This is a genomic window from Futiania mangrovi (assembly GCF_024158125.1).
Lineage (GTDB): Bacteria > Pseudomonadota > Alphaproteobacteria > Futianiales > Futianiaceae > Futiania > Futiania mangrovi.
Genome location: NZ_JAMZFT010000002.1, coordinates 446,491 through 473,032 on the forward strand (window position 1 = coordinate 446,491; position 26,542 = coordinate 473,032).

The window sequence follows — 26,542 nt, forward strand, 5'->3', positions numbered from 1 at the left end:
GCCACGCGGCGCAGCGCCCCGTGCCCTGAGGATGTTCCGTGCATGAGTGACAGTTTCAAGCCCACCGCGATTGCCCGTGCCGAACGGGCAGGCGCCGACCTGCGGCGCGGATTGCCCGCGATCGTCGCGGTTTCGGGGGGTGATTTCCTCGTGCTCGCGGCCGAGAAGGCAGATTCTGCCACGCTTTCACGTTTGCGTGAGCGCACAGGACCCCTCTTCCTCGCGCTGACGCCGGAGCGGGCCGACACGCTCAAGATCCGCCGCTACAGCGAAGGCGCAGTGCTGGTTCCCGTGACGCCTGAGACGGGGCTCGACGACATTGCAGCAGCGGTCGATCCGGCCGACGATCTCGACCATCCGCTGAAGGGGCCCTACCTCGCCGAACGCGATCCGGGCGCCGCGCGGGATGCTGCCGTGGCGGGCTTCGCGCTGGCCAAGCGCATGCGGCTTCTCCCGGCATTGCTGCTGCAACCCATCGCGCAGGACGATCCGCTGCGCGCCGACCTGCTGTCGGTCAGTGCCGGCGATGTCGCCGAGGCAGCGCGCGAGGACTGGGAAGGGTTGGAGCGTGTCGTCTCGGCGCGCTTGCCGCTCGATGCGGCGGAGAACGCGCGGATCGTTGCCTATCGCCCCCACGGCAGCGCCGGGCAGGAGCATTTCGCGATCGTCGTGGGCGACATCGATGCGAGCAAGCCGGTTCTCGTCCGCCTGCATTCGGAGTGCTTCACCGGCGATCTGCTCGGCTCGCTCAAGTGCGACTGCGGGCCGCAATTGCGCGGCGCGCTGGCCCGGATCGGGCGCGAGGGGGCGGGCATCGTTCTCTATCTCGCGCAGGAAGGACGCGGCATCGGGCTGCTGAACAAGCTGCGCGCCTATCATCTGCAGGACCAGGGCTTCGACACGGTGGAGGCGAACGTCCGGTTGGGCTTCGGCATCGACGAGCGGCATTTCGCGCTGGCCGCGCGGATGCTGCGCGATCTGGGCGTCGCTCGGGTGCGGCTTCTGACCAACAACCCCGGGAAGGTGGCGGGACTCGAGGCAGAGGGAATCGCGGTCGAGGGGCGCGTGCCGCTGGTCTTCACGCCCAACCCGCACAACGAGGATTATCTGCGCACCAAGGCGCTGAAGACGGGGCATCTCTTCTGATGCGGCTGGTGGTCGCGCCGGATGGGCGTGCACGCTTCGGGTCCTGGGAGATGCGTTGCGCCATCGGCCGGGGCGGCGTGGTTGCGGACAAGCACGAGGGCGACGGCGCAACGCCCGCCGGGATCGTGCATCCGGTGGCTGTGCTCTACCGGTCGGGCCGGGTCATACCTCCCGCGACGGCTCTGCCGCTCACTCCGATCCGTCCGGGCGACGGCTGGTGCGACGCGCCGGGCGATCCCGCCTACAACGGGCCCGTGCGCCATCCCTACCGGGCGGGCGCGGAGCACCTCTGGCGCGCCGATCATCTGTACGACCTCGTGGTGGTGACCGACCACAATCGCGACCCGGCCATACCGGGGGCGGGCAGCGCGGTCTTCCTGCACCTTGCGCGGCCCGGTTACGCGCCGACCGAGGGGTGCATCGCCTTTGCACGCGCGGATCTCAGGCGGCTCGTCTCGCGGCTCACGCCGGAGACCGGGATCGAGGTTCTTCCGGGGTAGGGCGGCGGAGGACTACCGGCCCTCCCGGGTCAGGCCGCGCTCGGCGATCTTCTCCAGATAGGTGGACCAGAGCCGGTCGCGCTCCCGGTCGAGTTCCAGCAGGTAGTCCCAGCTGAAGATGCCGGTGTCGTGCCCGTCGTCGAACAGGATCCGGATCGCGTAATTGCCGACGGGCTCGATGCCGGTGATGCCGACGTTCTTCTTGCCGCCGATCCACTGCCGCTGGCTGGCGCTGTGGCCCTTCACCTCCGCGCTCGGGCTTTCCACGCGCAGGTATTCGGCGGTGAATTCCCGCTCGACCGTGTCGCTGAACAGGACGACCAAGGCCCGGGATGCCCGGTCATACCGGATCTCTTCGGGGTAGATCTCGTCGGTCCCGGTCATCGGCCGGCCTCCGTATCCTCCAGGCTTTCCGCCTCGTCCGGCAGAAGGATCGGGATTCCGTCCCGGATCGGGAAGGCGAGGCCCGCACGCCGGCTGATCAGGCGCTGGCCCTCCCGGTCATACTCGAGCGGCCCCTTGGTGAGCGGGCAGACGAGGATTTCGAGAAGCTTCGGGTCCACCTGGTGGGTGCGCTCGGTCATCGGGCTCCTGTCCTAGTTCATGCCGCCGGCGCGGCCTGCGGCGGCGAGTTCGAGAAGGGCCAGAAGGGCGTCGGCCCGCTCGGTCAGGGTCGGCGCCTGAAGAAGCGCCTGTTTCTCCTGCGGCTCGAAGGGCAGAAGCATCGCCAGCGTGTTCACCAGAGATTCCGCCGGCGCGCCCTCGATCGAGCCCCAGTCGGCGTCGAGCCGGTTGGCCTGCAGATAGGCGTTCAGCGCCTTCAGGAACCGTGGCCGGTTGGAGATGTCGCCGTCGTCCTCGCCGAGATCGCGCAGGAAGTCGTCATACTCCGGTACGACCTGGCGGTAGGGCGTGTCGACCGCCAGTTCCCGGCCCAGCCGGAACCGGCACACACCCGTCAGCGTGATCAGGTAGCGCCCATCGCCCGTTTCGGAAAACTGCGTCAGGCGCCCCAGGCAACCCACCCGATAGAGGTCGGGCGCTTCGGCATCTGCGGCCGGGCAGGGCGTGGGCTGGACCATGGCGATCACCCGGTCGCCGCCAAGGGCGTCGTTGACCATGGCGAGATAGCGCGGCTCGAAGATGTTGAGCGGCAGTCGCCCGCGCGGCAGGAGCAGGGCGCCGGTCAATGGAAAGACCGGCACGCGCGCCGGCAGGTCCGCAAGCGTGCGGTAGGCCTCCGTTCGCCGCTGTCCCTGCCGCGCGCCGCTCATCACGCAAACAGGATCGAGGAGAGCCGCATCCGGCCCTTCTGGGTGAGCGGGTCCTTCGGGCCGAACGCCTCGAAGAGTTCCAGCAGCCGCGTGCGTGCCGCGCCCTCGTTCCATTCCCGGTCGCGCCGGACAATCTCCAGCAGATGGGTCACCGCGTCCTCCCGGTCGCCCAGCGCGAGCAGGGCGGTGGCGAGGTCGAAGCGCGCCTGGTGATCGTTCGGATCGCGCTCGACCCGGGCCGCCAGGTCGCGCGGATCGCCTGCCTTGTGCGCCTGCTCGGCCAGTTGCAGCGCGGCTCTCGCCCCCTGGATCGCGGGGTCGTCCGCGGCGTCTTCCGGCGCCGTGTCCAGCATCTCGCGCGCACGGTCGGTCTCGCCGAGCTTCAGGTAGCACCGCGCAAGCCCGCCGATGGCGCGCAGATTCTTCTGGTCGTGCTGAAGAACGCGGGCAAAGAGCTGGGCGGCCTGCTCCGGCTGGCTTGCCATCGCCGCTTCGGCCGCATCGAGCGCCTGCTCGACAGGATCGGGGCCGGAGGGGCCGACGAGGCTGTCGATGAACGCCTTCACCTGGCTTTCGGGCAGCGCGCCCATGAAACCGTCGACCGGCTGTCCGTTCTGGAAGGCGTACACGGCCGGGATCGACTGGATGCGCATCTGCTGTGCCAGCATCTGGTTCTCGTCGATGTTGATCTTGACGAGCCGCACCTTGCCGCCCGCCTGCTTGACCGCCTTCTCGAGGACCGGGGTCAACTGCTTGCAGGGGCCGCACCAGGGCGCCCAGAAATCCACGAGCACGACCGCGTGGCGCGATGCCTCCAGCACGTCGCGCGCAAAGGTCTCGGCGGTCGCGTCCTTGATCAGCGCCGCCTCGCCGGACGCCTCGCCGCCCGGCCCGCCATCGCGCTGTCCGCTGAAGCCGCCGCCGAATGAGAGTGCCATTGCCGTCTCTCCGTATTCCGTTCGTGATGAAAGATGGGGCGCACGGCAGGCCCTGCCAAGGCGCCCGGGGCGATCAGTCCGTCTCCGCGTCCTTCAGGCTCATGATGTGCGGCGCATGTCCGTTCTCCGCGACGAACCGGACAAGATCGTCAGCGGACATGGTGAGGGTCGCCTCGTTGTGGAGGGGGTGCACGTTGACGGTACCTTGCGCCAGCAGATCGGCATCGAGCACCAGATCGACAAGCCCCTCCCTGTCGTTGACCACCGCAAGCGGCGTCACCGAGCCGGGTTTGACGCCCAGCACCTCTTCCAGCAGCTCCGGCTTGCCGAACGAGAGACGGGCAGAGCCGATCAGCCGTTCCAGCGCCTTCATGCGGATCGGCCGGTCCTCCAGCGTCGTGACCAGGTAAATGCGGCCCTTCTTGTCCTTGAGGAAGAGGTTTTTCGTGTGCGCGCCCGGTATATCGCCGCGCAGGGTCTGGCTGTCCTCTACCGTGAACAGCGGCGGATGCCTGTGGTGGGTGACGGTGATGCCGAGACCGGAAAGGCGCGCGAGAAGCGCCTGCTCGTCGAGGGGGGCGTCCTGTTGCGTGCTCATCGTCCCTGCTCCAGCCAGCCGTGCCGCCTGCCGCTTTGCCTTGCGGCGCGCGCGACCCTAGTGCGCATCGCCGCGGGAGGAAAGAGCCGAGCCCGCGGTGCCTGTTGCGTCCTGCGCCCGCGCAACGCATTTCCTGCGAGAAGGGGCTTGCATGTCACCGCGCTTTTCGGCATAACCCCGCCTCGCGCCGGGATACTCCACCGGTGCTGGCCGGACAACGGTCTTGAGCGGGCGTAGCTCAGGGGTAGAGCACAACCTTGCCAAGGTTGGGGTCGTGAGTTCGAATCTCATCGCCCGCTCCATTATTCCCGGATCAGGATCGCGGGCCGCGCCGACGCGGCCCTTTTCATTTCCGGCGCGCCGGTTTGCCTTTCCGAAACGTCATTCGTGCCTAGATTCCTGCGAATCATGAGATGCTTGGCCTATCCGCGCGCTGTTGCGGGCGGCCAGTGGGAGAACAGGCGGATGGTCCTTCCGTCCAAGCGGGTGCACCAGGTTGCGGCGTTGCCCTTCGTATGCTTCGGCGACGAGGTGGAAGTGCTGCTCGTGACGTCGCGCCGGCGCGGACGCTGGGTGCTTCCCAAGGGCTGGACTGCCGCGCGGCTCGGATCGGCGGCGTCTGCGGCGCGGGAGGCGCGCCAGGAAGCGGGCGTCGTCGGTTCCGTTGCCGAGACCCCGATCGGAAGCTACGCCTATGAGAAGGTCATGCGTCAGGGCTATGCGGTTCCTGCGCATGTTGGCGTCTATCCGCTGCAGGTCGAGGAACATCGCCTGAAGTGGCGCGAGCGCAAGGAGCGCAAGCTGCGCTGGGTCCGGCTGTCAGAAGCGGCCCAGATGGTGGACGATCCCGAGCTGCGGGAACTCCTTTCCTCGCTGGTGCCGGATGCGGCCAGGCGCCTGCGCGCGCACATGGATCTCCGCGCGCCCCGGGCTGTCTCGCGGGCTCCGGGCCGCGGCGCGGTTGCCTCTCTGCTTGACTTTCTGGGTCTGGACGTGACCCCCTCTGCCGGAACGACAACCGGCAGGAAATAGGCGGGGCCTTCCTTGAGCACGACGCATGGCGAAACGCGGCGCGACAGGGCCCGCGATCCCGGTGACGCATTGAAGAAGCCGTCGCTGGACAAGGATCTCGAGAAACTCGTCCACGTCGAGGCGGCGACCCGGACACTGGCGGGAAGCTTCGCGGCGCCTGCTCTGGCGCTTCTGTTCCTTGGCTGTTCGGGCGTGCTCGCCGGCGTCTATTCGGGCGTCAGCACCGATGCCGCGCTCGTCATCTTCGCCGCGATCCTCGGCGGCTACATGGCGCTGAACATCGGCGCCAACGATGTTGCCAACAATGTCGGACCCGCCGTCGGCGCCCGTGCGCTGACCATGACCGGTGCCCTTCTGATCGCGGCGGTCTTCGAGAGCGCGGGCGCGCTCCTTGCTGGCGGCGATGTCGTCTCGACCATCTCCAAGGGGATCATCGACCCGGCGCGGGTTGCGGACAGCCAGACATTCATCTGGGCCATGATGGCGGCCCTTGTCTCCTCCGCGCTGTGGGTCAATCTGGCAACCTGGGTCGGGGCGCCCGTGTCGACGACGCACGCGGTCGTCGGCGGTGTCGCGGGGGCCGGGATCGCGGCGGCCGGCTGGAGCCTCGTCAACTGGCCCACCATGGGCGCGATCGCTGCCAGCTGGGTGATCTCGCCCGTACTGGGCGGCGTGATCGCCGCGCTCTTCCTCGCCTTCATCAAGGTCAACCTGATCTACCGGGAGGACAAGATCGCCGCTGCGCGCAAGTGGATCCCGCTGCTGGTGGCGATCATGGCGGGGGCGTTCGCCTGGTACTTGTCGATCAAGGGCTTCCAGAAGATCTGGCGGCCGGACACGACGACGATCACGCTTGTCACGATCGGTACCTTCGCGGGTGTCTGGGCGCTCATGCGGCCACTGATCCGGCGGCAGTCGCGGGGCATGGAGAACCGCAACCAGTCACTGCGCCGGCTGTTCCGGATTCCGCTGATCTTCTCTGCCGCGCTCCTGTCCTTCGCGCACGGGGCGAACGATGTCGCGAACGCGGTCGCACCGCTGGCTGCCATCCTGCACAGCGTGCAGTTCGGCGACGTGGCGGCCAAGGTGGCGATCCCCATGTGGGTGATGCTGATCGGCGCCTTCGGCATCAGCCTTGGCCTCTTTCTCTATGGGCCCAAGCTGATCCGGATGGTCGGCGCGCAGATCACCAAGATGAACCCGATGCGCGCGTATTGCGTGGCCTTGTCGGCGGCGGTCACCGTGATCGTCGCGTCATGGCTCGGCCTGCCGGTCAGCTCGACGCACATTGCGGTCGGCGCGGTGTTCGGCGTGGGTTTCTTCCGAGAGTACTACACGCGGCGCAGCAAGCGCCGGCGTGAACTGGTGCGCCGCAACTCCGACCCGCTGCCGGACATTCCGGAGGACGAGATGATGAGCCGCAAGCTCGTGCGCCGGGCCCATTTCCTGACGGTGGTGGCGGCATGGGTGGTGACGGTCCCGGCTTCGGCACTGCTTGCCGCCGTGGTGTTCTGGGGCCTCACGACCTTCGTTCCCGCGTTCTGAGAGGCTTGCCCACCCGCAATGCCGCGTGCTTCCCTCGACGTCCGGTTCCGTGACAGGGGAGGCAGCGCGCCGCCATGATCCGCACCCGCCTGACCGAGCGCTTCGGTCTCGACCACCCGATCGTGTCTGCGCCCATGGCGCTCGTCTCCGGCGGCCGCCTGGCGGCAGCCGTCAGCAACGCCGGCGGCCTCGGCCTGATCGGCGGCGGCTATGCCGGGATGCTGGGCGGCGAGCCCGATCTCGGTGCCGAATTCGCAGCCGCGGGCAATGCCCGCGTCGGGGTCGGGTTCATCGTGTGGGCGCTCGATCGCGCGCCGTCGCTGCTCGACGAGGCGCTGATGCACCGGCCCCGCTGCCTGTTCCTTTCCTTCGGGGACGCCCGGCCTTTTGCCCGCAAGGCCGAAGACGCCGGCGTTCCGGTGATCTGCCAGGTGCAGACGCTGGCGCAGGCGGAGGAGGCGCTCGATCTCGGCGCCGCGGCGGTCGTCGCCCAGGGGACGGAAGCGGGCGGACATGGCGGGCAGCGCGCGACCCTTCCCTTCGTGCCCGAGGTGGCGGACCTCGTGGCACGGCGCGCGCCCGGGACGCTGGTCCTCGCCGCGGGCGGCATCGGCGACGGGCGGGGGCTGGCGGCGGCGCTGATGCTCGGTGCGGACGGGGCGGTCGTCGGCTCCCGCTTCTGGGCAAGCCGGGAAGCCCTGACGCCCGACGCGATGGTGGCGCGGGCGCAGGGGGCGTCGGGCGACGACACGGTGCGGACGACCGCCGTGGACGCGCTGCGCGGGGTCGACTGGCCGGCGCAATATTCCTATCGCATGCTGAAGAACCGCCTGACCGAGGAGTGGGCAGGACGCGAGTCGGAGGCCCGTGCGGCTTTCGGAAGTCTTCGGGCCGCCTATGACAAGGCGCGGGCCGAAGGCGATCTCGACACCGTCGCAGTGGTGGTGGGCGAAGTTGCGGGCCTGATCGCCGACCGTCCACCCGCTGCCGCGGTCTTGGCGCGCATGGTCGAGGAGGCGGAAGCGGCCATGCAGGACGGCGCGGCGCGGATCGTCTGACACTGCCTCCGTCCGGGGACCGGCGCCTTCGGCCTCCGGCTCAGCCGAAAAGGCCCGTAACGCCGCTCCACAGCAGGCGTGCGGCCAGCGCCGTGAGCAGCAGGTTGAGGACCAGGTGGAAGCGCGCGTCGGCCGTCCGCGTCAGGACCGCGCGGCCTGCGAGCGTTCCCAGGAAGCCCGCGGCAACCATTCCCGCCATCAGCGGGACCCATGGCCCGAAGGCGAAGCCCAGCACGCCGAACGCTGCGACCTTGACCCCGTGCTGCAGGACCATGCAGGCGGAAAACGTGCCCACATGCGTCATCCGGTCGAGCCGCAGCGTCTTGACGACGCCCGCCACGAACGGTCCCGTCGCGCCGAAGAACATGGTGAGGAAGCTGGAGATGGCGCCGCCCGCAAGCAGGCCCGCCCGGCCCAGGTCGGGCGACGGCCCCCAGGCGGAATAGAGCACGAAGGCGGCAAGCCCGATCTGCACGAGTGCGGGCGGGAGGTCGACCGCGACGAGCCCTCCCCCCGCTGCCCCGGCGACGCTTCCCGCGCCGAATGCGCCCAGAACATCCCAGCGGACGTGGCGCAGCATCAGGAAGAAGCGGCCGACGTTCGAACCGAACTGGACGACGCCATGAACCGGGATCAGGGCCGCCGGGGGCATCAGCACGGCCATGACCGCGATGAGGACCACCCCTCCGCCGATGCCGAAGGCCGCCGTGATGAAGGACGTCACCGCCGCGAGGCCGACGAGGGCGTAGGCGGCGATCGTACCAAGCTCCGGCGGGACGAGTTCTGGCATCGCTGGGAACCTTCGCGGCTGTCGGGACCGGTGCGCCAGACTATCTCCTCCCGCCGGACGGGCGTCCATCGGCGGTCGCGGCCGTTCGGGTATTGCTGTCATGCGCGGTTGGGCTGGCCCCGGACGACACACCCCGGCATTGTGGGAGCCGGCAGCGTCACGCGGGCCAACTGCGGAGACAAGAGGCAAGGGATGCGGAACACATGAGCGAAGGCAGGAAGGCCGTTGTCGTCGGCGCGCTGGGGGTCATCGGGCGCTATATCGTGGAGCGGCTCGAAGCCGAGGGCGGGTGGGACATCGTCGGACTGTCGCGCCGTCCGGCACCCGACCGTCCGGGCGTGCGTCACGTGTCGGTGGACCTGCTGAACGAGGACGACGTCGCCGCAAAGATGAGCGCCTGCGAAGGCGCGACGCACATCTTCTACGCCGCTTTCCAGGGCGTTGAGGGGCATGCCTCGGGCTATGCGACCAATGTCGCGCCCAACCTCGGCATGCTGGTCAACGCCGTCAGCGCAATCGAGCCTCTGTCGCCAGCGCTGAAGCGCGTCGTGCTGGTGACGGGCACCAAGACCTATGGCGTGCACCTCGGCCCCTACAAGACGCCGGCGCGCGAGGACGATCCGCGCCACATGCCGCCCAACTATTATTTCGACCAGGTCGACTGGCTGACCGACCGGCAGAGGGGCAAGGCATGGGACTGGGTCGAGCTTCGGCCCCAGACGCTCTGCGGCTTCGCGCCCGGCACGCCGATGAGCGTGGTGCCCGTGATCGGGGTCTACGCCGCCTTCTGCCGCGAGCTGGGCCTGCCGTTCCGCTTCCCCGGAAAGGCCGGCGCCTACACCACGATCTACCAGGCGACGGACTCGGCCCATTTCGCCGACGCCTGCCTGTGGGCGGCGACCGAGCCGCGCTGTTCCAACCAGGCGTACAACATCACCAATGGCGACTATTTCCGCTGGTGCCACCTGTGGCCGAAGTTCGCCGACTTCTTCGGCCTCGACCATGCGCCGCCGCAGACCATCTCGCTGACCCAGATGATGGCGGACAAGGGGCCGCTCTGGGACCGCATCGTTGCGAAGCACGGGCTTCGGCCCTACCGCCTCGATGAGATCGCGGCCTGGCCTTTCGCGGACTATGTGTTCGGCAGCGACTGGGACGTCATGTCGAACGTCACGAAGTCGCGCCAGCATGGCTTTCATGCAGTCGTCGACAGCGAGGAGATGTTCCTGCGGCTGTTCGGCAAGTTCCGGGAAGAGAAGATCATCCCCTGAGCGTGGCCGCAGGTGCGGCACTTGAACGGGGCGGCGGGAACCCCATGCTAAGGGCACTGCGTTGGCACGGGGCGCGCAGGCCGCCGTGCAGCGGGAAAGGAGAGAGCACAGGCGTGGACAGGACGGCACATGACGAACCCCTGACGGACACGGGCGACCTCGCGCGGGAAGCGCAGCGCGCGAACCTCGACCTTCGCAATGCGACCGAGGCCGACATCGCGGGCATCGTCGCGCTCGCCCGGCGCGTCTATCCGAAGGAGCCTCCCTACTCGCGCGCCCAGATCCGCGGACAGATCAACGCCTTTCCGGAAGGCCAGTTCGTCGTCACCTACGACGGGGAGGTGGTGGGCTATGCCGCGACCTTCCTCGTGGCGGAGAAGCTCGCGCTCTCCGACCATACGTGGGACGCGATCACCGGTGGCGGTTTCGCGGCCCGCCACGATCCGGAGGGCGACTGGCTCTACGGGATGGAGGTCTGCGTCGACAGCAGCCGGCGCCGCCTGCGCATCGGCCAGCGCCTCTACGATGCGCGCAAGCGGCTGGCGCGTGACCTCGACCTGAAGGGCATCGTCTTCGGCGGCAGGCTGCCGTCCTATGCACGGCGGCGGAAGGCCTATCCCGATCCGCAAGCCTATCTCGACGCCGTCGTGGCGAAGGAGATCCGCGATCCCGTCGCGTCCTTCCATGTCCGTTCGGGGTTCGAGGCGCTGCGCGTGCTGCGCAACTACAACCCGGCCGACATCGACTCCGGCGGCCACGCGAGCCTCATGGTCTGGCGCAACCCCTACTACGATCCGGAGCTGCAGCGCCAGTTCCGTCACCGGCGCGAACCGGGTGTGGCGCGCATCACGACGGTGCAGTTCCAGGCGCGCGCAGTTGCCACGCCTGACGAGTTCTACCGGAACGTCGAATATTTCGTGGACGTCGCCTCCGACTACGATTCCGACTTCGTGGTGTTCCCGGAGCTGTTCACGCTGCAGCTTCTCGCCTGCGAGCCGGAGCGGCTGACGCCAGAGCAGGCGATCGAGCGGCTGACCGACTACACCGGGAGCTTCGTGGAGCGGCTTAACAAGCTCGCCATTTCCTACAACATCAACATCATCGGCGGCTCGCACCCGACGCGCACCGATGACGGCGAGATCCAGAACGTGGCGTACGTGTTCCTGCGCGACGGATCCGTGCATGCGCAGGAAAAGTTGCACCCGACGCCGGACGAACGGTACTGGTGGAACATCCAGGGCGGCGACCGCATCGACGCGATCCAGACCGACTGCGGCCCGATCGGCGTGCTGATCTGCTACGACAGCGAGTTCCCGGAGCTTGCCCGCCGCCTCGTCGACCAGGGCGCGCGGATACTGTTCGTGCCGTTCTGCACCGATACGCGGCAGGGCTATCTGCGCGTGCGTTACTGCTGCCAGGCCCGCGCGGTAGAGAACCAGTGCTATGTCGTGACCTCCGGCAATGTGGGAAACCTGCCGCACGTCGAGAACATGGACATCCAGTACGCCCAGTCGGGTATCTTCACGCCCTGCGACTTTCCCTTCGCGCGCGACGGCATCGCGGCGGAGACGAGCGAGAACGTGGAGATGGTCTCGGTCGCCGACGTCGATCTCGCCAAGCTCTCCTGGGCGCGCACCCACGGCACGGTCCGCAACCTGGGCGACCGCCGCTTCGACCTCTACCGGACCGTCTGGAAGGAAAAGGAATGACCGGCCCTACCGAAATCCACACCGACGAGACGGTCCCGCCGGGGGCTGCCAGCCTCGCGGCTACCCGCTTCATCGACGCAGACAACCCGAAGGTCCGGGCCTTCGCGGCAGAGCACGCGGGCGAAGGGACCGACCTCGAACGTGCGATCCGGCTCTACTATGCCGTGCGCGACGGGATCCGCTACGACCCCTACCGCATCACGCTGACGGCGGAGGGCTTGCGCGGGTCGTCGTGCCTGGAGAAAGGGTACGGCTTCTGCATCACGAAGGCGGCGTTCCTTGCCGCCGTCGCACGTGCGGCCGGGATCCCCGCGCGTCTCGGCTTCGCCGACGTGCGCAACCACCTGGCGACGCCGCGGCTGCTCGAGCTGATGAAGACCGAGACCTTCTACTACCATGGCTATGTCAGCCTCTGGCTCGAGGGCCGCTGGGTGAAGGCGACGCCTGCCTTCAACATCGAACTGTGCGAGCGCTTCGGCGTCGTGCCGCTGGAATTCGACGGGCGCGAGGATTCCATCATGCACCCGTTCGATACGGCCGGGCGGCGGCACATGGAATACCTGAAGGAGCACGGCCTCTTCGAGGATCTGCCCTACGAGGCCATCGTCGAGACGTTCCGCACGCACTACCCGATGCTGGTGGCGGGCCAGGCGCCTCAGGGCGACTTCCATGCCGAGGCGACCGCCGCCCGCCAGGGCTGATGCGCTGGCGTTGCGCGCAAACGATAGGGCGCCGGACCTGTACGGCCCGGCGCCCTCGTCATCCAGGTGGGTAGGGCCAGGCAGCCCTACTTTCCGCGAGGCTCGCTCATCAGGCCCTTGACGATCGCATAGCAGGCGAGCAGCAGAAGCGCCGTGAACGGCAGGCCGGTCGAGACCGCGGCGGCCTGCAGGGATCCCAGTCCCCCGCCGAGCAGCAGGGCAATCGCGACCAGGCCCTCGAACACCGCCCAGAAGACGCGCTGCGGTACCGGCGCGTCGACCTTTCCGCCGGCCGTGATGGTGTCGATCACCAGCGAGCCGGAGTCCGACGAGGTGACGAAGAACACGATCACGAGCACGATGCCGATGATCGAGGTGATCATCGCCAGCGGCAGGGCATCGAGCATCACGAAGAGCTTGAGTTCCAGGTCGGCGTCCGCAACGGCTTGATAACCGTCGTTGACGATCTGGCTGATCGCCGTGCCGCCGAACGCCGTCATCCAGAACACCGAGACGAGCGACGGGATCAGAAGCACGCAGACGATGAACTCCCGCACCGTGCGGCCGCGGCTGACGCGCGCGATGAACATGCCGACGAACGGCGACCAGGAAATCCACCACGCCCAGTAGAAGGACGTCCAGCCTTGCGAGAAGTTCGCGTCCTCACGCCCGAACGGCATCGAGAGCGCTGGCAGATACTCGGCATAAGCTCCCAGGTTGGCGACGAACCCCGTGAGGATCGCGACCGTCGGGCCGACCAGCACGACGAAGATCAGCAGCAGCGCCGCCAGCACCATGTTGATCTCCGACAGCCGCTTCACGCCGGCGTCGAGGCCCGCAATGACCGAGAGCAGGGCGACGCCGGTGATGGCGGTGATGAGGACGACCTTCGAGGCGTCCGATACGGGCACGCCGAACAGGAAATTGAGGCCCGAGTTTGCCTGCTCCGCGCCGAAGCCGAGCGAGGTCGCAAGGCCGAACAGGGTCGCAAAGACGGCGATCGTGTCGATGACGTGGCCGGTCCAGCCCCACACCCGCTCGCCGAAGATGGGATAGAAGATCGACCGGACCGACAGAGGCAGGCCCTTGTTGTAGGCGAAGATGGCGAGCGCGAGCGCCACGATCGCGTAGATCGCCCAGGGATGCAGCCCCCAGTGGAAGATCGTCGCCGCCATGCCGAGGCGTCGCGCCTCGAGCTCGTTGCCGGCGGCGCCCGCCAGCGGTGCCCAGCTGTCGGGCGAACCCGCGCCCTCGGCGACCGACGAGGTATAGTGGGAGATCGGCTCCGACACGCCGAAGAACATCAGGCCGATGCCCATGCCCGCCGCGAACAGCATGGCGAACCAGCCGGTGTAGGAATAGTCGGGCGTCGCCTCCGTGCCGCCGATGCGAACCTTGCCGAGCGGCGAGACGATCAGGATCAGGCAGAGCACGACGAAGATGTTCGCCGACAGCAGGAAGAACCAGTCGAAGGTCGATGTGATGGCAGGCCTGAGCCAGCCGAAGAAGTCCGCCGCTTCCTGTTGCAGGGCGAGTGTGAACACGACGAACGCGATGATCGTCAGGCCGGAGATCAGGAAGACCGGGTTGTGGATGTCGAGCCCGAACGGCCCGATCTGCGTCTGGATGTTGTCCTGGCCGACCTCGTAGTCGGTCTCGATGACGGCAGCCTGCCCTTCCGGGGTAAGGTCCGGTGTATCGGTCATGGGTTTGTCCTCATGTCTGGCGCGCAGATGCCATTGCCGCCGGGCTCGGCTTGCCGGAGCGCGGGGCGCTGGCGCGCGGATCAGCGGATCACGAATACGGAGCAGCCCGCGTGGGCGGCGAGGTAACCCGCGTTCGACGCGAAGATGTGATCCGGGACGCCTGGGATGTGCGAGGCCATGACCACGAGATCGGCGTCCAGTTCCTCGATCGCGCCCATCAGGGTCTTGTCGAGGTCGATCGCCGGGTCGTGGCTGGTGTAGGCCTTCGTCTCGATCTCGATGCCCCGCTGCTTCGACTGATCGGTGCCGAACGCGGCAAGCCTGCTGGCATATTCCGCCGGCGTATGCGCGACCGGGCTTGCCGCGGCCGCAGTCACGCCGACCAGGCACATCGGGATGTCATAATGTTTGGCAAGATCGGCTGCTGTATTGAGTGCCTTATCCAGGCTCTCAATGTGTGTCAGGTCCACGGGGACCATAATTCTTCGGTACATAACCCCAACCCCTCCCGTTCCAATATGGATTGGTCATCCTGTCCTTTGCCTCTGGATGACCTGACCCTATTAGACGGTTGCGGGCCGGGGCAACCCCGCGAGCCCGACAATTCAGGGACATTTACCGACGAGAACTTGCTCAGAGCCTAGCTGAGAGGCGGCATGACGTGGCGGGCGAAGCCCGGCCGGTCCGTCAGGCGTGCGTACCAGGCCTCGAGTTTCGGCAATCGGGGTCGTGGAACGTCGAGCGCAACGAAGCGGTGCATCACCGGCCCCAGTGCGATGTCGGCGATGGTCAGGCCGGTACCGGCCACGAAGGGGCCGTCGCCGAAAGCGCCCTCCAGCAGTTCAAGTGCCTGCGCGGCGCCCGACATGGCGGCGGCGACGGCTGCCTTGTCGCGCTTTTCGGGCGGCGTGCGGACCACCTGCAGGATCAGGGTGCGCTGGTGGGGCTGGACCGTGGACAACTGCCAGTCCATCCACTTGTCGGCAGCGGCGCGCACGCCCGGATCCTCCGGCCAGAGCGACCCGGCGCCATAACGGGCCGCGAGGTAGCGCACGACCGCGTTCGACTCCCAGACCGTCACGTCGCCGTCCTGAAGCGTTGGTACGAGGCCGTTCGGATTCATTGCCCGGTACTCGGGCGTATCGGTTCCGCCATAGGGGCCGCCCACGTCGTGACGCACGATCTCCAGCCCCAGTTCCTCGCAGGTCCAGAGGACCTTCTGCACATTGATCGAATTGGCCCGTCCCCAAAGCGTGATCATCGCCGCTGCTCCCTCGTTTTCCGGCTTTGCGGCGGAGAGTAGCACCTCTGGCCCTCTCCCGGGCAAGGGGCTCGACTACCCTTCCGCGGTCCGCATCGTGAAACCCGCAATGGTTGAATATGGTTTGACTCGAAAAAACCTATGCGCGTACGAGGAGAGGCCGCGGTCGTACAACCGGCGGCGTCTGGACAAAGGGGGACAAGGGGAACATGGAAGCCATTCTTCCGATCATCATTCAGCTCGTCACCGGCGCGGTGGGCGGGAACGCCATCGGCGGTGCGATCCGCGAGCAGGCACTCGGCATCCTCGGGCGCACCATCGCCGGTGCCGCGGGCGGCGTCGGGGGCGGCTCCCTGCTCGCGATGCTGGCGGGCGGCGGGGCGGACCCGACGGGCGGTCAGCTTGCCGCGCTTCTGGGCGGTTTCGGCGGCGACCTGGCGGGCGGCGCGGCTGGCGGGGGCCTGCTCGTTGGCATCCTCGGCACCGTCGTCAAGGCGATGAAGGGCCAGCAGGCCTGATCCGTCATCTTGCCGCTGGACAGGGGGCGGCACGCCGCGCTCTCCTGACCGGGCTGTGCGCGGGCACCGGGGGCGGCTGACGCCCCCGCGGCCCGCCGCACCTCGGGAGCGGCGATGCAATGCGACTGACCTTGCTCGGAACGGGCTGCCCCGTCGTCAGCCTCGACAGGTACGGACCGGCCACGCTGGTCCGTACCGATCGCGCCGCGGTCCTGGTGGACTGCGGCTCCGGCGTGACCCAGCGCCTCGTCGCAGCAGGCTGTCCGGGGCGCGATCTCGACGCGGTGCTGCTGACGCACCTTCACTCCGACCACCTGGTCGATCTCTACCAGCTCATCGTCTCGTCCTGGCACCAGGGGCGGGACCGGCCGCAGCGGGTCTTCGGCCCGCCCGGCACGCGCGCCTATGTGACGGGCCTCATGGACCTCTGGGCGGCCGAGCGTGCGCAGCGCATCGCGCACGAGGCGCGCCCCTCGACCCGCGGTCTCGAGGTGGAGGTGACGGAAATCGCCGACGGCTGGACGCTCGACCTCGACGGGCTGGAGATCGCCGGTTTCGCCGTCGACCACAGGCCGGTGCGCCATGCGTTCGGATTTTCCTTCGCGCACGGGGGGAAACGCCTCGTCGTCTCCGGCGACACGCGCCCCTGCCCGGCGCTGGAGGCTGCGGCCCAGGGCGCCGACCTGCTGGTCAACGAGGTCTTCATCCACCGCGAGATGCCGGTCGTGCCGGGCGTCCGCTCCGCCGAGACGGTTGCGAACGTCGGTGCCTATCACACCGCCTCGACCGAGGTGGGCAAGCTTGCCGAGCGCGCCGGCGTCCGGCTCCTGGCGCTCACCCACTTCGTGCCGCCCGACTGCGACGGACAGGCGCTGCTGGCCGAGGTGGCGGCAGATTTCCGCGGCCCCGTGGTGGTGGGTGAGGACCTGATGACCTTCGACCTCGCGGGCGGCACCCTGTCCTACGGGCGTGCGGTGCTGAGCCTTCCGGGCACTTGACCCCCGCGCGCCGCCGCCCTCTCATGGCGCGCAATGGACAACACCGGACATGTCGGGGAGGGAACGCCGCATGACATCGCCGCAGGTGGTCTTCACGGGGCCGGAATTGTGCCGGCTGACGGCGGTGGAGGTCGTGAACCTGCTGCGCAAGGGCGAGGTAACGCCCTCGGAGCTGGTCGAGGCGTCGCTCGCCCGGATCGCGGCGGTGGAGCCTGCGGTCAACGCCATCCCGACGGTCTGCGGGGACCGCGCGCGGGAGCAGATCGGGGGGCTAATCGCGCTGCGCCGGAAGAACGGCGATGCTCCCGGTTGGCTCGGCGGACTGCCCATCGCGATCAAGGACCTGACGCCGGTCAAGGGCGTGCGCACCACCTGGGGCACGCCGGGCCTCAAGGACTTCGCGCCCGACGCGAGCGATCCGCTGGTGGAGCGCCTCGAGGCCATGGGCGGCCTCGTCATGGGCAAGACCAACACGCCGGAGATGGGCGCGGGCGGCAACACCTTCAACGCGGTCTTCGGCATGACGCGGAACCCGTGGGACACGAGCCGCAACGCCGGCGGCTCGTCGGGCGGGGCGGCGGTCTCGCTCGCCACAGGGGAAGTTTGGCTCAGCCACGGCTCGGACCTGGCGGGTTCGCTCCGCACGCCGGCGGCCTATTGCGGGGTTGTGGGCCTGCGCCCGACCCCGGGCCGGGCGGGCGGTGGGCCTGCGGCCATTGCCTTCAGCACGGAGGGCGTGCAGGGGCCGATGGCGCGTACCGTTCTCGACACGGCACTCTTCCTCGACGCCATGTCCGGCTTCGATCCGCGTTTGCCCTTGTCCATCGAGGCCCCGGCGACACCGTTCCAGGATGCGGTCGCGCGCGCGACGCCGAAGGTGCGGATCGCCTATGCGCCGGATCTCAAGGGGTTCGCCCCCGTCGAGGCGGAAATCGAGGAGGTCATGCGCGGCGCGCTGAGGGCGGTCGAAGGCCTGGGCGCGACGGTCGAGGAAGCGTGTCCGGACCTGACCGGCCTTTACGACACCTACATCACCTTGCGCGCCATGGCCTGGGCCGCCAATGCCGGCCGGCTGCCAGATGAGGTGCAGCGCCAGTACAAGCGCACGCTTTCAGAAAACATCGACCTCGGCCGGCGTCTGACCGCCGAGCAGATCTACGACGCGCAGCGCAACCGGTCGGTGCTCTACCGCGCCATGCAGACCTTTCTCGAGGGCTACGACGTTCTGGCCTGCGCCGTGGTCGGCCTCAAGCCCGGTCCTGTGGAGGAGGAGTACCCCGCGACGGTCGCGGGCAAGCCCGTCGCGGACTATGTCGACTGGCTGCGCTTTTCCTTCCTCGCGACGACCACGGCGCTACCGGCGATCTCGGTGCCCGCCGGGTTCACCGCGGACGGTCTGCCGGTCGGCCTGCAGCTCATCGGTCCGCCGCGCGGCGAGGCCAAGGTGCTCGCCGTGGCGAAGATTATCGAGGAAGCGGTGGGACTTTCCTCCCGCCTTCCCATCGACCCGATCATCCGCTAAGGCCGGGCACCGGCCCTGCAAGACGCCTCACACAAGAGCAAGAAGGAGCGGCCACTCCATGGCGAATGTTCTCTACGATGCGCTGTTCCGTCCCCATGAAGGCAGCGATGCGACATTCCTCATCCTGCCGGATGGGCGGACGGTCAGCTATGGCGCGTTCCTGAAGACGGCGGGGCGCTTCGCCCATGCCTTGCGCGCCTCCGGCGTCGGCGTCGGGGACCGGGTGGCGGTGCAGGTGAAGAAGTCGCCCGAGGCGCTCGCCCTCTATGCCGCCTGCGTGGCGGCTGGCGCGATCTTCCTGCCGCTCAACACCGCCTACACGGCGGCGGAGGTCGAGTATTTCGTGACCGACGCGCAGGCCCGCGCGCTCGTCTGCGACAGCGGCGCGGCTAGCGCGCTCAAGCCAGTTGCCGAGGGGGCAGGCGCCCGCCTTCTGACGCTCGACGCCGACGGGTCCGGCACGCTCTCAGACCTCGCCGCGGGCCAGCCCGGCAGCTTCGATGCCGTGGAGCGGGGGCCGGACGACCTCGCGGCCTTCCTCTACACCTCCGGCACGACGGGACGGTCGAAGGGCGCGATGCTCACCCACGACAACCTGCTGTCGAACGCGGTGTCGCTGGTCGACTATTGGCGCTTCACGGGCGAGGACGTGCTGCTGCACGCGCTGCCGATATTCCACACGCACGGGCTCTTCGTCGGCACCAACATCATGCTGCTGGTGGGCGGCAGGATGATCTTCCTGCCGGGGCCCGACGTCGACGCGCTGATCGCACACTTGCCGCAGGCGACCGCGATGATGGGCGTGCCGACCTTCTACACGCGCCTTCTGGCCGATCCGCGCCTGACGAAGGACCTCGTCGCGCACATGCGCGTCTTCATCTCCGGCAGTGCGCCGCTGCTCGCGGAGACGCACGTGGAGTTCGAGACCCGCACCGGACACCGGATCCTCGAACGCTACGGCATGACCGAAACCAACATGAACACATCGAACCCCTATGAGGGAGAGCGGCGCGCGGGCACCGTCGGATTCCCGCTGCCGGGCGTGGAGCTGCGCATCTGCGATCCCGAGACGGGGAGCCAAGTGCCCCAGGGCGAGATCGGCGTGATCGAGGTGAAGGGCCGCAACGTCTTCAAGGGCTATTGGGGCATGCCGGAGAAGACCGCGGCGGAGTTTCGCGCCGACGGCTTCTTCATCACCGGGGACCTCGCGCGAATCGACGAGGACGGCTATGTCCACATCGTCGGCCGGGCCAAGGACCTCATCATCTCCGGCGGATACAACATCTATCCGAAGGAGGTGGAACTGGCGCTCGACGAGGAGGAGGGCGTCCTCGAATCCGCCGTGATCGGTGTGCCGCATCCGGATTTCGGAGAGGGCGTCGTGGGCGTCGTCGTGCCGCGCGCGGGCGCCCGGCTCGACGAGGAGCGGCTGCGCGCGTCTCTCGGTGGCAAGCTCGCCAGATTCAAGCAGCCCAAGCGCATCTTCGTGGTCGACGAACTGCCGCGCAACACCATGGGCAAGGTGCAGAAGAATGCGCTGCGCGACCGCTTCAAGGATATCTTCAAGGCCGCGTGACGCGGCGCGTGCAAGAGGAGCAGGGACAGGGGTAGGGCTGGGGCGGCCCTACTCCTGCGCCGTTGCTGTCTTGCGCAGCGAAAGCGCCTTGAGGTGCCTTGCGATGGCAGGGGCCGCCACCACCTCGCCCTTGTTGGCGAAGATCTCGTGGTTGCGCTCTATGTCCTTCAGATCGTACAGATAATTTACCATCAGGCCGTGCGATTGCCGGCGTCCCTTCTCCGACAGGTCGGCGCGCCAGTTGATCCGTTCGAGACGTGCGCCATTGCCGAGGTGGAAGCGCGCGACCGGGTCGATCACCTTGCCGGTAGGGCTGCGCGCGACGAGGAAATAGTGCGAGGCGAGCGCCTGGAGGGCGGGTTTCATTTCCTTGTCGGCGGCGGGGTCGTCGATCCAGTCGCCTCCCGAGAGGCGTGGAAGGATATCGGCTGCACGCGGCAGGGCGCGCACCGCCTCGCCGCCCTTCGCGATCTCGCCGTCCAGCCAGCGGCGGAAGCCCGGGACGGGGGAAAGCGTGGCAAAGGTCTTGAGGCTCGGAAACTCCCGCGACAGGTCCTCGACCACCTGCTTGATGAGGAAATTGCCGAAGGAAATGCCGCGCAGGCCCACCTGCGTGTTCGAGATCGAGTAGAAGATCGCGGTCGTGGCGTGCCCGCCGTCCACCGTCTCCCGGTCGGTGGCGAGCACGGGTGCGATGGCGTCTGCCATCTCGTCCATCAGGGCCACCTGAACGAAGATCAGCGGCTCGTCGGCCAGCGCCGGGTGGAAGAAGGCATAGAGCCGCCGGTCGGGCATGTCGATCCGGCGCTTCAGGTCGTCCCAGCCCTGGATCTCGTGCACCGCCTCGTAGCGGATGATCTTTTCCAGGATCGAGGCGGGCGTATCCCAGTCCATGCGCCTCAGCGTCAGGAAGCCCCGGTTGAACCAGGATGTGAACAGGTACTGGAAGTCGGCGTCGACGGGGTGGAGGTCGGGCCGGTCGCGCAGGACGGCCAGCAGATCCTCGCGCATGGAGACAAGGGCGGCGGTCCCGCCCGGCGCGAGATTGAGCCGGCGGATCAGCTCGAGGCGCCGCGGCTCCGACGCGCGTTGCAGCGCGGCTTCGGCCTGTGCGTCGGGACCGTCCGCTGCGAGAAAGCCCTCCGCTGCCGCTGCCAGCCGCTCCCGGTCGGGGCCGAAGCGCTCGGCGAGCGTCGCGAAGAAGGCCGTGCGCGCCTCCCCTGTCAGCGTGCCATAGCCGCGCAGCACCTCTTGCGCGATGGCGACGCCCGAGGCCTCGCCCCGGCCCGACAGCAGCGCCTCCGCCAGCTCGACAAGCTGGTCGTGCGTGACGCTCTTGCGGCCCGTGACATCGGCCAGCCAGCGGCGCCCGTCGCTGAAGGCGCCCAGAAGGTCGCGCAGGAAGGAATTCATCGGCTTCGCCTCTTCCCGGTGTCTTGGGGCGGCGGACGCGAAGGACACTGGCCCACCCATGTCAGGATGTCCGAACGGCCCGGACCGCGAAAGCCCGGGTCGTTTCGGATCCCCCACATGCGCCGGACATGAGAAGGCCGGCGGGGACGTGCAAGCCCCGGCCGGCCTGTTTGCCGTACTTGGCCTGCGTCAGGCGACGCGGTCGCCCTTGCGCACCTGCACCGTGCGGTTGTCGACCGCGGGCAGCATCTTCGCCGGATCGCGCGTCACCACCACGTCGATGATCGTCGGGCGGTTCCGCTCCGCCATGCCGGCCCGGATCGCGGCGGCGAGGTCGCCGGGCTTCTCTACCCGGATGCCCTGGCAGTCGAAGCCCTCCACGATCTTCGCATAGTTCGTGTCGCGCAGGTCGCTCGATTGGTAGTTGCCCTCGCCGTACATCAGGTGTTGCAGCGCCTTGACATAGCCCGAGGCCGCGTTGTTCACGACCATCAGCGTGAAGCCAAGGTTCATGCGCCGCGCGGTCTCCAACTCCCCCAGCGTCATGTTGAAGCCGCCGTCGCCGGTGATGCCGAACACGGGTCCGTCGTCGCCCAGTGCACGCTTGCCCAGGACCGCCCCCATGCAGCCGGGAAGGCCGTAGCCGATGGAGGCAAAGCCCCGATCGGGCACGAAGCCGCGGCCCGGCACCTTGGTGTCGTAGAGCAGGCCGCCCCAGTGCGCCGCGAAGCCGCCGTCCGCGATCAGCGCCGCATTAGCGGGCAGCAGCGTGTTCAGCTCGTTCAGCATCCGCGCCATGTGCACGGGCGTCTCGTCGGAGGTCAGCCTCTCCTGCACCGAGGCGCGCCATTTCTCCATGCGCGCGGCCACGTCGGCGATATAGGGCGCGCGGTCGTCGGCGAGACGGGCGGCGTCGGACTGCATCAGGCCCGCTAGCTCCGAGATCGTTTCGCGCACGTCGCCCCAGAGCGCGAGTTCGGGCACAAGGGTTCGGCCGAACTCCTCCGCGACGATGTCGAGGTGGATGACCCGCGCGGCCGGACCCGGCACCGTGTAGCGCTTGGTCGCGATCTCGCCCAGCTTGCAGCCGACCACGAACAGGCAGTCCGACTCCGCGATCAGCGTGTTGGCGATCCGGTCGTAACGGCCGAAGAGACCCGCATTGTTCGGGCTCGTGCAGGCGACCGCGCCCTTGCCGGTCATGGTGTGCGCCACGGGGATGCCCGTCGCCTCCGCGAAGGCCGCAACCGTCGCCGCCGCACCGCTGATGTGCACGCCCCCGCCGCACAGCATCATCGGGCGCTTCGCCTCCGTCAGCATGCGGGCAGCCCTGGCAAGATCGCCCGCCGCCGGACGGCAGCGCAGCGCGGGCGCCGCGACATGGCGGGGATCGGCGGCGAAGTCGGAGGGCGAGAACGAGGTCATGCCGTGGCAGACATCCTCCGGCACGTCGACCACCACCGGCCCGGGACGGCCGGAGGTCGCAACGTGGAACGCCCGGCGGATCAGTTCGGGGATGCGGTCGATCTCCTCGATCCGGATCAGCTCCTTGCAGGCGGGGCGCAGGATCTCGATCTGCCGGGACTCCTGCGTCATGTTCTTCCAGGAGTGCGCCCGGTGGCTGTCGCCGACGATCACCACCATCGGGCTACCGGCGTTCAGCGCCTCGACAAGGCCGGTCACGAGGTTCGTGGCGCCGGGTCCGAGTGTCGCGTCGCAAAGCCCGACCCGCCCCGTGACCTTGGCGTAGGCGTCCGCCGCGAACGCGCCCAGCCGCTCGTCGTTGATCAGGCTGTGCTGCAGGCCGAGCCGGCGGGCCGCGTCGTAGAAGGGCAGAAGCTGGAAGCCACCCATGCCGAACATCGGTCCCGCCTCGTGGGCGAGCAGCATGCGGACGATAGCCTCGCCGCCGGTCATCTCGTTGGGAAAACTCACGTGGGTCGGTCCTCTTCGCAAGGGAACAAGGGTCAGATGCGGTAGCCCAGCGCCTGGGGCAGCCAGAGCGTGATTTCCGGGATCAGGATGACCAGCAGCAGTGCAACGGTCATCGACAGCACCATCCAGATCACCCAGGGCACGGTCGCCTCGATCGGCACGCGCGCGACGCGGGACGTGACCATCAGGTTGACCGCAACCGGCGGCGTGAACTGGCCGATGGCGATGTTCATGGCCATCAGCACGCCGAACCAGGTCAGGTTCCAGTCGAACGTCGTCGCGATCGGGATCAGCAGGGGCAGCGTGATGAGGTAGATCGAGATGCCGTCCAGCACCATGCCCGCCAGCAGCAGCAGCGCCATCACCAGCAGCAGCACCACGGTGCCGTTCTCGCTCAGCGCAAGGATGGCCGCTGCGGCCGCGTCGAACCCGCCGAGCGTGGAGCCCGCCCAGGTAAAGAGACCCGCCAGCGAAATGATGATCATGATGACGGCGGACGTCTCGGCACTGTCGACCAGCAGCCGGTAGATGTCGCGCCAGCCCAGCCGGCGGTAGATCACGATGCCGACGATGAAGCCATAGCCGGCCGCGACCGCGGCTGCCTCGGTCGGCGTGAACAGGCCGCTGCGCAGGCCGCCCAGGATGATCACCGGCGCCATCAGGGCCGGGATGGCGTTGAACAGGCTCGGCCAGAAGGGTGGACGGACCGTGCTCTCGTTCGCGCCGAAGTCCTTGCGGCGGCTGATCACGAGGGTCGGCAGGATCACCGCCAGTCCGGCGAGCAGGCCGGGGAAGATGCCCGCCGCGAACAGCGCCCGCAGGTCCATGCCCGGCACCATGATCGAATAGACGATGAGCGCGATGGAGGGCGGAATGAGGATGGCGGTGGAGGCCGACGCAGCGATCACGCTGGCCGAGAAGGCCGGCGGATAGCCCGCCTTGCGCATGGCGCCGATCATGATGGTGGCGACCGCGGCGGCGTCCGCCGGGCCCGAGCCCGACATGCCGCCCATGACCAGGCAGACGAGCGTCGCTACGATGGCCAGCCCGCCGCGCCGGGGGCCGACGATGGATTCGGCCAGCGTCACCAGGTGGCCCGCGACGCCCGAACGCTCGAAGACCATGCCGGTCAGGATGAACAGCGGAATGGCGATCAGCGGATACTTCGCGATGGAGGCGTAGGTGTTGGAGCCCACCATCGCCACCATGTCCGGGCTGAGCCCGATGGCAACGGCCGCAACGCCCGCGAGACCGAGCGCCACCGCGATGGGCGCGCCGACCAGCAGCAGGCCGACGAAGCTCAGCAGCAGGACGAGGTTGCCGTCCATCAGCGGGCCTCCCGCCCACGGCCGGCGCCGAAACGCTGCCAGGCGAACCAGAGGATGCGGACGACGATCCAGGCCGACAGGATCGGCAACCAGACGGTGTAGATCCAGACCGGATAGCCGAGGCCGGGCGAGGTTTCCTCGAATTCGTAGTTGTCCCAGGCGAGCGTGCCGCCGTGATAGATCACCAGGAGGAACATCACGATGGACGCGCCGATCGCGATGGCGTCGCACAGCGCGGCGATGCTGCGCGGCATGCGGTCGCGGAAGAAGACGAGGCGCAGGTGCTCGTTACGGGCAAAGGCCGCGGTCGCGCCGATGAACGTCATGAACACCAGCAGGAAGACCGAATATTCCTCGGTGAAGGCGAACGAGGTATCGGTGATGTAGCGCACGATCACGTTGGCGAAGCTGATCAGGCAGATCAACGCCATGGCCGCGGCGGCCAGCGCCTGGTCGAGGCGGATCAGCGGCACCGGCTTTTCCGGCGCTCCGTGCGAACCGCTGTCGGGGTGTCCGTGCTCGTTCACCTCTGGTGGCTCCTGCGGAATGCGGTGGCAAGAGGGGGCCGGTCAGGACCGGACGGAAAGGGCGGTCGGGCGGGCGCCCTCGTCCGGGGCCCGCCCGCGCCGTGGCCGCTCAGCGGTTGGCGACCGACTCCTCGGCCATCTTGACGAGGTCGGCCCCGATCCTGTCGGTCCAGGCCTCGTAGACGGGGCGAGTCGCATCGACGAAGGCCTGGCGCTCCGCGTCGGTCAGCTCGGTCACCGTGACGCCGAGCGCCTCGATCCCCTTCACGACGCTGTTGTCGTCACCGGTCAGGCCCTTGCGGGCGATCTCGATGCCGTGGGCGCCCGCCTCGACGGCCGCTTCGCGCAGGATCTTCTGGTCCTCGGCGGTGAAGGAGTTCCAGACGTCCTTGTTCACCGCGAAGATCAGCGGATCGGCCACATAGTGCCACTGGGTGACGTACTTCTGGCCGACCTCGTGCATCTTGGCGATGGTGTAGATGGTCAGCGGGTTCTCCTGCCCGTCGACGGCGCCCGTCGTCAGCGCGGGCTTGGCATCGGCCCAGCTCATCTGCGTCGGGTTGGCGCCGAGCGCGGTGAAGATGTCGTTGAACAGCGGGGAGCCCACGACGCGCATCTTCAGGCCCTTGAGGTCCTCGGGCTTGCGGATCACGCGCTTGGAGTTGGTCACCTCCCGGAACCCGTTTTCCGCCCAGGCGAGCGGCTCCACGCCCTTCTCGCGCAGGATGTCGAACAGCTTCTCGCCAACCGGGCCCTGCGTCAGCGCGTCGAGCGCGGCATAGTCCGGCATCAGGAACGGCATGGAGAAGATGTTGAGTTCCTTGATCTGCGGCGACCAGTTGATGGTCGAGCCGATGGCCATGTCGATCACGCCGCGGCGCATGGCGGTGAATTCCTTGGTCTGGTCGCCGGCAACCAGTTGCACGCCGGGATAGACCTTCATGTTGATGCGGCCGTTCGTGCGCTCGCGCACCAGCTCGACCCATTTCTCCGCCGCGATGCCCCACGGGAAGGGCGCGGGCACGACGGTCGAGACCTTGTACTCCTCACGATAGGTCTGGGCCGTGGCGATGCTCGCCGTCGCCATCAGGGCGGCCGCGCCTGCCGCGGCCATCAGTGTCGTCCAGATACGCATCTCGTTTCCTCCGATTGCTCGATGCCTGTGTTCGTTGTGCCGGCTTGTTGTCGGTCTTGGG

General features: G+C 68.3%; 26 protein-coding genes and 1 tRNA gene. 13 read left to right on the top strand and 14 right to left on the bottom strand.

Annotated elements, in window-relative coordinates:
• Nucleotides 1–42 precede the first annotated feature (42 nt).
• Nucleotides 43–1,146, top strand: a complete 1,104-nt coding sequence (gene ribA, locus NJQ99_RS09020; RefSeq protein WP_269332500.1) for a GTP cyclohydrolase II — start codon at nucleotides 43–45, stop codon at nucleotides 1,144–1,146.
• Complete coding sequence (locus tag NJQ99_RS09025) at nucleotides 1,146–1,646, top strand: L,D-transpeptidase family protein (protein ID WP_269332501.1); 501 nt, start codon at nucleotides 1,146–1,148, stop codon at nucleotides 1,644–1,646. Before ribA ends, NJQ99_RS09025 begins: the two co-directional genes overlap by 1 nt.
• 12 nt (nucleotides 1,647–1,658) lie before the next feature.
• Here NJQ99_RS09025 and NJQ99_RS09030 read toward each other — a convergent pair whose 3' ends face one another.
• The 5 genes from NJQ99_RS09030 to NJQ99_RS09050 all read right to left on the bottom strand — a co-directional run bounded on the left by NJQ99_RS09030 (nucleotide 1,659) and on the right by NJQ99_RS09050 (nucleotide 4,456).
• On the bottom strand, nucleotides 1,659–2,030 hold the full coding sequence (locus NJQ99_RS09030) for a DUF971 domain-containing protein (RefSeq protein ID WP_269332502.1): 372 nt from the start codon (nucleotides 2,028–2,030) through the stop codon (nucleotides 1,659–1,661).
• Nucleotides 2,027–2,230 carry a Trm112 family protein gene (locus NJQ99_RS09035; protein ID WP_269332503.1) on the bottom strand — a complete coding sequence of 68 codons (204 nt, stop codon included), beginning with the start codon at nucleotides 2,228–2,230 and terminating at the stop codon, nucleotides 2,027–2,029. Before NJQ99_RS09035 ends, NJQ99_RS09030 begins: the two co-directional genes overlap by 4 nt.
• 12 nt (nucleotides 2,231–2,242) lie before the next feature.
• Nucleotides 2,243–2,920, bottom strand: coding sequence for an LON peptidase substrate-binding domain-containing protein (locus tag NJQ99_RS09040; RefSeq protein ID WP_269332504.1), 678 nt, complete (start codon nucleotides 2,918–2,920; stop codon nucleotides 2,243–2,245).
• Nucleotides 2,920–3,858, bottom strand: a complete 939-nt coding sequence (gene trxA / locus NJQ99_RS09045) for a thioredoxin (protein ID WP_269332505.1) — start codon at nucleotides 3,856–3,858, stop codon at nucleotides 2,920–2,922. The genes NJQ99_RS09040 and trxA overlap by 1 nt, the downstream gene beginning before the upstream one ends.
• A gap of 73 nt (nucleotides 3,859–3,931) precedes the next feature.
• Nucleotides 3,932–4,456 carry a prolyl-tRNA synthetase associated domain-containing protein gene (locus NJQ99_RS09050; protein WP_269332506.1) on the bottom strand — a complete coding sequence of 175 codons (525 nt, stop codon included), beginning with the start codon at nucleotides 4,454–4,456 and terminating at the stop codon, nucleotides 3,932–3,934.
• A gap of 227 nt (nucleotides 4,457–4,683) precedes the next feature.
• Between NJQ99_RS09050 and NJQ99_RS09055 the strand changes: the two genes are divergently transcribed.
• The 4 genes from NJQ99_RS09055 (at nucleotide 4,684) to NJQ99_RS09070 (ending at nucleotide 8,091) form a co-directional block, all read left to right on the top strand.
• A tRNA-Gly gene (locus tag NJQ99_RS09055) sits at nucleotides 4,684–4,758 on the top strand.
• 115 nt (nucleotides 4,759–4,873) lie between these two features.
• Nucleotides 4,874–5,488, top strand: coding sequence for an NUDIX hydrolase (locus tag NJQ99_RS09060; protein ID WP_269332507.1), 615 nt, complete (start codon nucleotides 4,874–4,876; stop codon nucleotides 5,486–5,488).
• A 12-nt stretch (nucleotides 5,489–5,500) separates the two neighbouring features.
• Nucleotides 5,501–7,033 (top strand): inorganic phosphate transporter, encoded by a 1,533-nt coding sequence (locus NJQ99_RS09065; protein WP_269332508.1) that lies wholly within the window; start codon nucleotides 5,501–5,503, stop codon nucleotides 7,031–7,033.
• 74 nt (nucleotides 7,034–7,107) lie between these two features.
• The gene (locus NJQ99_RS09070; protein WP_269332509.1) at nucleotides 7,108–8,091 is read left to right on the top strand and encodes an NAD(P)H-dependent flavin oxidoreductase; all 984 of its coding nucleotides are present in this window, start codon (nucleotides 7,108–7,110) and stop codon (nucleotides 8,089–8,091) included.
• Nucleotides 8,092–8,131: 40 nt separating this feature from the next.
• Here NJQ99_RS09070 and NJQ99_RS09075 read toward each other — a convergent pair whose 3' ends face one another.
• Nucleotides 8,132–8,881, bottom strand: coding sequence for a TSUP family transporter (locus tag NJQ99_RS09075; RefSeq protein WP_269332510.1), 750 nt, complete (start codon nucleotides 8,879–8,881; stop codon nucleotides 8,132–8,134).
• Nucleotides 8,882–9,084: 203 nt separating this feature from the next.
• Here NJQ99_RS09075 and NJQ99_RS09080 point away from each other — a divergent pair, with 203 nt between their 5' ends.
• The 3 genes from NJQ99_RS09080 to NJQ99_RS09090 all read left to right on the top strand — a co-directional run bounded on the left by NJQ99_RS09080 (nucleotide 9,085) and on the right by NJQ99_RS09090 (nucleotide 12,562).
• Nucleotides 9,085–10,152: an SDR family oxidoreductase gene (locus NJQ99_RS09080; protein WP_269332511.1), complete on the top strand. Its 1,068-nt coding sequence runs from the start codon at nucleotides 9,085–9,087 to the stop codon at nucleotides 10,150–10,152.
• Between the two features lie 113 nt (nucleotides 10,153–10,265).
• Complete coding sequence (locus tag NJQ99_RS09085; protein ID WP_331283303.1) at nucleotides 10,266–11,861, top strand: GNAT family N-acetyltransferase; 1,596 nt, start codon at nucleotides 10,266–10,268, stop codon at nucleotides 11,859–11,861.
• Nucleotides 11,858–12,562, top strand: coding sequence for a transglutaminase-like domain-containing protein (locus NJQ99_RS09090; protein WP_269332512.1), 705 nt, complete (start codon nucleotides 11,858–11,860; stop codon nucleotides 12,560–12,562). Before NJQ99_RS09085 ends, NJQ99_RS09090 begins: the two co-directional genes overlap by 4 nt.
• Nucleotides 12,563–12,648: 86 nt before the next feature.
• On the opposite strand, the gene NJQ99_RS09095 is transcribed toward NJQ99_RS09090, so the two are convergent.
• From NJQ99_RS09095 to NJQ99_RS09105, 3 genes are all read right to left on the bottom strand, one after another.
• Nucleotides 12,649–14,268 (bottom strand): BCCT family transporter, encoded by a 1,620-nt coding sequence (locus tag NJQ99_RS09095; RefSeq protein ID WP_269332513.1) that lies wholly within the window; start codon nucleotides 14,266–14,268, stop codon nucleotides 12,649–12,651.
• An 80-nt stretch (nucleotides 14,269–14,348) separates the two neighbouring features.
• A complete protein-coding gene (locus NJQ99_RS09100; protein WP_269332514.1) occupies nucleotides 14,349–14,762 on the bottom strand; it encodes a universal stress protein in 414 nt (137 codons plus the stop codon).
• Nucleotides 14,763–14,908: 146 nt separating this feature from the next.
• Nucleotides 14,909–15,529, bottom strand: a complete 621-nt coding sequence (locus NJQ99_RS09105; RefSeq protein WP_269332515.1) for a glutathione S-transferase family protein — start codon at nucleotides 15,527–15,529, stop codon at nucleotides 14,909–14,911.
• A 209-nt stretch (nucleotides 15,530–15,738) separates the two neighbouring features.
• On the opposite strand from NJQ99_RS09105, the gene NJQ99_RS09110 reads away from it, so the two are divergent.
• The 4 genes from NJQ99_RS09110 (at nucleotide 15,739) to NJQ99_RS09125 (ending at nucleotide 20,143) form a co-directional block, all read left to right on the top strand.
• Complete coding sequence (locus NJQ99_RS09110) at nucleotides 15,739–16,047, top strand: hypothetical protein (protein WP_269332516.1); 309 nt, start codon at nucleotides 15,739–15,741, stop codon at nucleotides 16,045–16,047.
• A 119-nt stretch (nucleotides 16,048–16,166) separates the two neighbouring features.
• Nucleotides 16,167–17,045, top strand: coding sequence for an MBL fold metallo-hydrolase (locus tag NJQ99_RS09115; protein WP_269332517.1), 879 nt, complete (start codon nucleotides 16,167–16,169; stop codon nucleotides 17,043–17,045).
• A gap of 70 nt (nucleotides 17,046–17,115) precedes the next feature.
• On the top strand, nucleotides 17,116–18,567 hold the full coding sequence (locus NJQ99_RS09120) for an amidase (protein ID WP_269332518.1): 1,452 nt from the start codon (nucleotides 17,116–17,118) through the stop codon (nucleotides 18,565–18,567).
• Nucleotides 18,568–18,625: 58 nt separating this feature from the next.
• Nucleotides 18,626–20,143 (top strand): malonate--CoA ligase, encoded by a 1,518-nt coding sequence (locus tag NJQ99_RS09125; RefSeq protein ID WP_269332519.1) that lies wholly within the window; start codon nucleotides 18,626–18,628, stop codon nucleotides 20,141–20,143.
• A gap of 48 nt (nucleotides 20,144–20,191) precedes the next feature.
• Here NJQ99_RS09125 and NJQ99_RS09130 read toward each other — a convergent pair whose 3' ends face one another.
• The 5 genes from NJQ99_RS09130 to NJQ99_RS09150 all read right to left on the bottom strand — a co-directional run bounded on the left by NJQ99_RS09130 (nucleotide 20,192) and on the right by NJQ99_RS09150 (nucleotide 26,481).
• Complete coding sequence (locus tag NJQ99_RS09130; protein WP_269332520.1) at nucleotides 20,192–21,556, bottom strand: malonyl-CoA decarboxylase; 1,365 nt, start codon at nucleotides 21,554–21,556, stop codon at nucleotides 20,192–20,194.
• A gap of 189 nt (nucleotides 21,557–21,745) precedes the next feature.
• Nucleotides 21,746–23,473, bottom strand: coding sequence for a thiamine pyrophosphate-binding protein (locus NJQ99_RS09135; protein WP_269333209.1), 1,728 nt, complete (start codon nucleotides 23,471–23,473; stop codon nucleotides 21,746–21,748).
• A gap of 50 nt (nucleotides 23,474–23,523) precedes the next feature.
• Nucleotides 23,524–24,819 carry a TRAP transporter large permease gene (locus tag NJQ99_RS09140; RefSeq protein ID WP_269332521.1) on the bottom strand — a complete coding sequence of 432 codons (1,296 nt, stop codon included), beginning with the start codon at nucleotides 24,817–24,819 and terminating at the stop codon, nucleotides 23,524–23,526.
• Nucleotides 24,819–25,346, bottom strand: coding sequence for a TRAP transporter small permease (locus NJQ99_RS09145; RefSeq protein ID WP_269332522.1), 528 nt, complete (start codon nucleotides 25,344–25,346; stop codon nucleotides 24,819–24,821). The genes NJQ99_RS09140 and NJQ99_RS09145 overlap by 1 nt, the downstream gene beginning before the upstream one ends.
• A gap of 109 nt (nucleotides 25,347–25,455) precedes the next feature.
• On the bottom strand, nucleotides 25,456–26,481 hold the full coding sequence (locus NJQ99_RS09150) for a DctP family TRAP transporter solute-binding subunit (protein WP_269332523.1): 1,026 nt from the start codon (nucleotides 26,479–26,481) through the stop codon (nucleotides 25,456–25,458).
• Nucleotides 26,482–26,542: the final 61 nt, after the last annotated feature.

Excerpts from the sequence above, each read along its gene's own strand:
- NJQ99_RS09030 (WP_269332502.1), bottom strand. The coding sequence starts at position 2,030 with ATGACCGGGACCGACGAGATCTACCCCGAAGAGATCCGGTATGACCGG.
- NJQ99_RS09135 (WP_269333209.1), bottom strand. The coding sequence starts at position 23,473 with ATGACCGGCGGCGAGGCTATCGTCCGCATGCTGCTCGCCCACGAGGCG.
- NJQ99_RS09140 (WP_269332521.1), bottom strand. The coding sequence starts at position 24,819 with ATGGACGGCAACCTCGTCCTGCTGCTGAGCTTCGTCGGCCTGCTGCTG.
- NJQ99_RS09090 (WP_269332512.1), top strand. The coding sequence starts at position 11,858 with ATGACCGGCCCTACCGAAATCCACACCGACGAGACGGTCCCGCCGGGG.
- NJQ99_RS09120 (WP_269332518.1), top strand. The coding sequence starts at position 17,116 with ATGACATCGCCGCAGGTGGTCTTCACGGGGCCGGAATTGTGCCGGCTG.
- ribA (WP_269332500.1), top strand. The coding sequence starts at position 43 with ATGAGTGACAGTTTCAAGCCCACCGCGATTGCCCGTGCCGAACGGGCA.
- NJQ99_RS09040 (WP_269332504.1), bottom strand. The coding sequence starts at position 2,920 with ATGAGCGGCGCGCGGCAGGGACAGCGGCGAACGGAGGCCTACCGCACG.
- NJQ99_RS09110 (WP_269332516.1), top strand. The coding sequence starts at position 15,739 with ATGGAAGCCATTCTTCCGATCATCATTCAGCTCGTCACCGGCGCGGTG.
- NJQ99_RS09070 (WP_269332509.1), top strand. The coding sequence starts at position 7,108 with ATGATCCGCACCCGCCTGACCGAGCGCTTCGGTCTCGACCACCCGATC.
- NJQ99_RS09115 (WP_269332517.1), top strand. The coding sequence starts at position 16,167 with ATGCGACTGACCTTGCTCGGAACGGGCTGCCCCGTCGTCAGCCTCGAC.
- NJQ99_RS09130 (WP_269332520.1), bottom strand. The coding sequence starts at position 21,556 with ATGAATTCCTTCCTGCGCGACCTTCTGGGCGCCTTCAGCGACGGGCGC.
- NJQ99_RS09035 (WP_269332503.1), bottom strand. The coding sequence starts at position 2,230 with ATGACCGAGCGCACCCACCAGGTGGACCCGAAGCTTCTCGAAATCCTC.
- NJQ99_RS09095 (WP_269332513.1), bottom strand. The coding sequence starts at position 14,268 with ATGACCGATACACCGGACCTTACCCCGGAAGGGCAGGCTGCCGTCATC.
- NJQ99_RS09025 (WP_269332501.1), top strand. The coding sequence starts at position 1,146 with ATGCGGCTGGTGGTCGCGCCGGATGGGCGTGCACGCTTCGGGTCCTGG.
- NJQ99_RS09050 (WP_269332506.1), bottom strand. The coding sequence starts at position 4,456 with ATGAGCACGCAACAGGACGCCCCCCTCGACGAGCAGGCGCTTCTCGCG.
- NJQ99_RS09105 (WP_269332515.1), bottom strand. The coding sequence starts at position 15,529 with ATGATCACGCTTTGGGGACGGGCCAATTCGATCAATGTGCAGAAGGTC.
- NJQ99_RS09125 (WP_269332519.1), top strand. The coding sequence starts at position 18,626 with ATGGCGAATGTTCTCTACGATGCGCTGTTCCGTCCCCATGAAGGCAGC.
- NJQ99_RS09150 (WP_269332523.1), bottom strand. The coding sequence starts at position 26,481 with ATGCGTATCTGGACGACACTGATGGCCGCGGCAGGCGCGGCCGCCCTG.
- NJQ99_RS09080 (WP_269332511.1), top strand. The coding sequence starts at position 9,085 with ATGAGCGAAGGCAGGAAGGCCGTTGTCGTCGGCGCGCTGGGGGTCATC.
- NJQ99_RS09075 (WP_269332510.1), bottom strand. The coding sequence starts at position 8,881 with ATGCCAGAACTCGTCCCGCCGGAGCTTGGTACGATCGCCGCCTACGCC.
- trxA (WP_269332505.1), bottom strand. The coding sequence starts at position 3,858 with ATGGCACTCTCATTCGGCGGCGGCTTCAGCGGACAGCGCGATGGCGGG.
- NJQ99_RS09100 (WP_269332514.1), bottom strand. The coding sequence starts at position 14,762 with ATGTACCGAAGAATTATGGTCCCCGTGGACCTGACACACATTGAGAGC.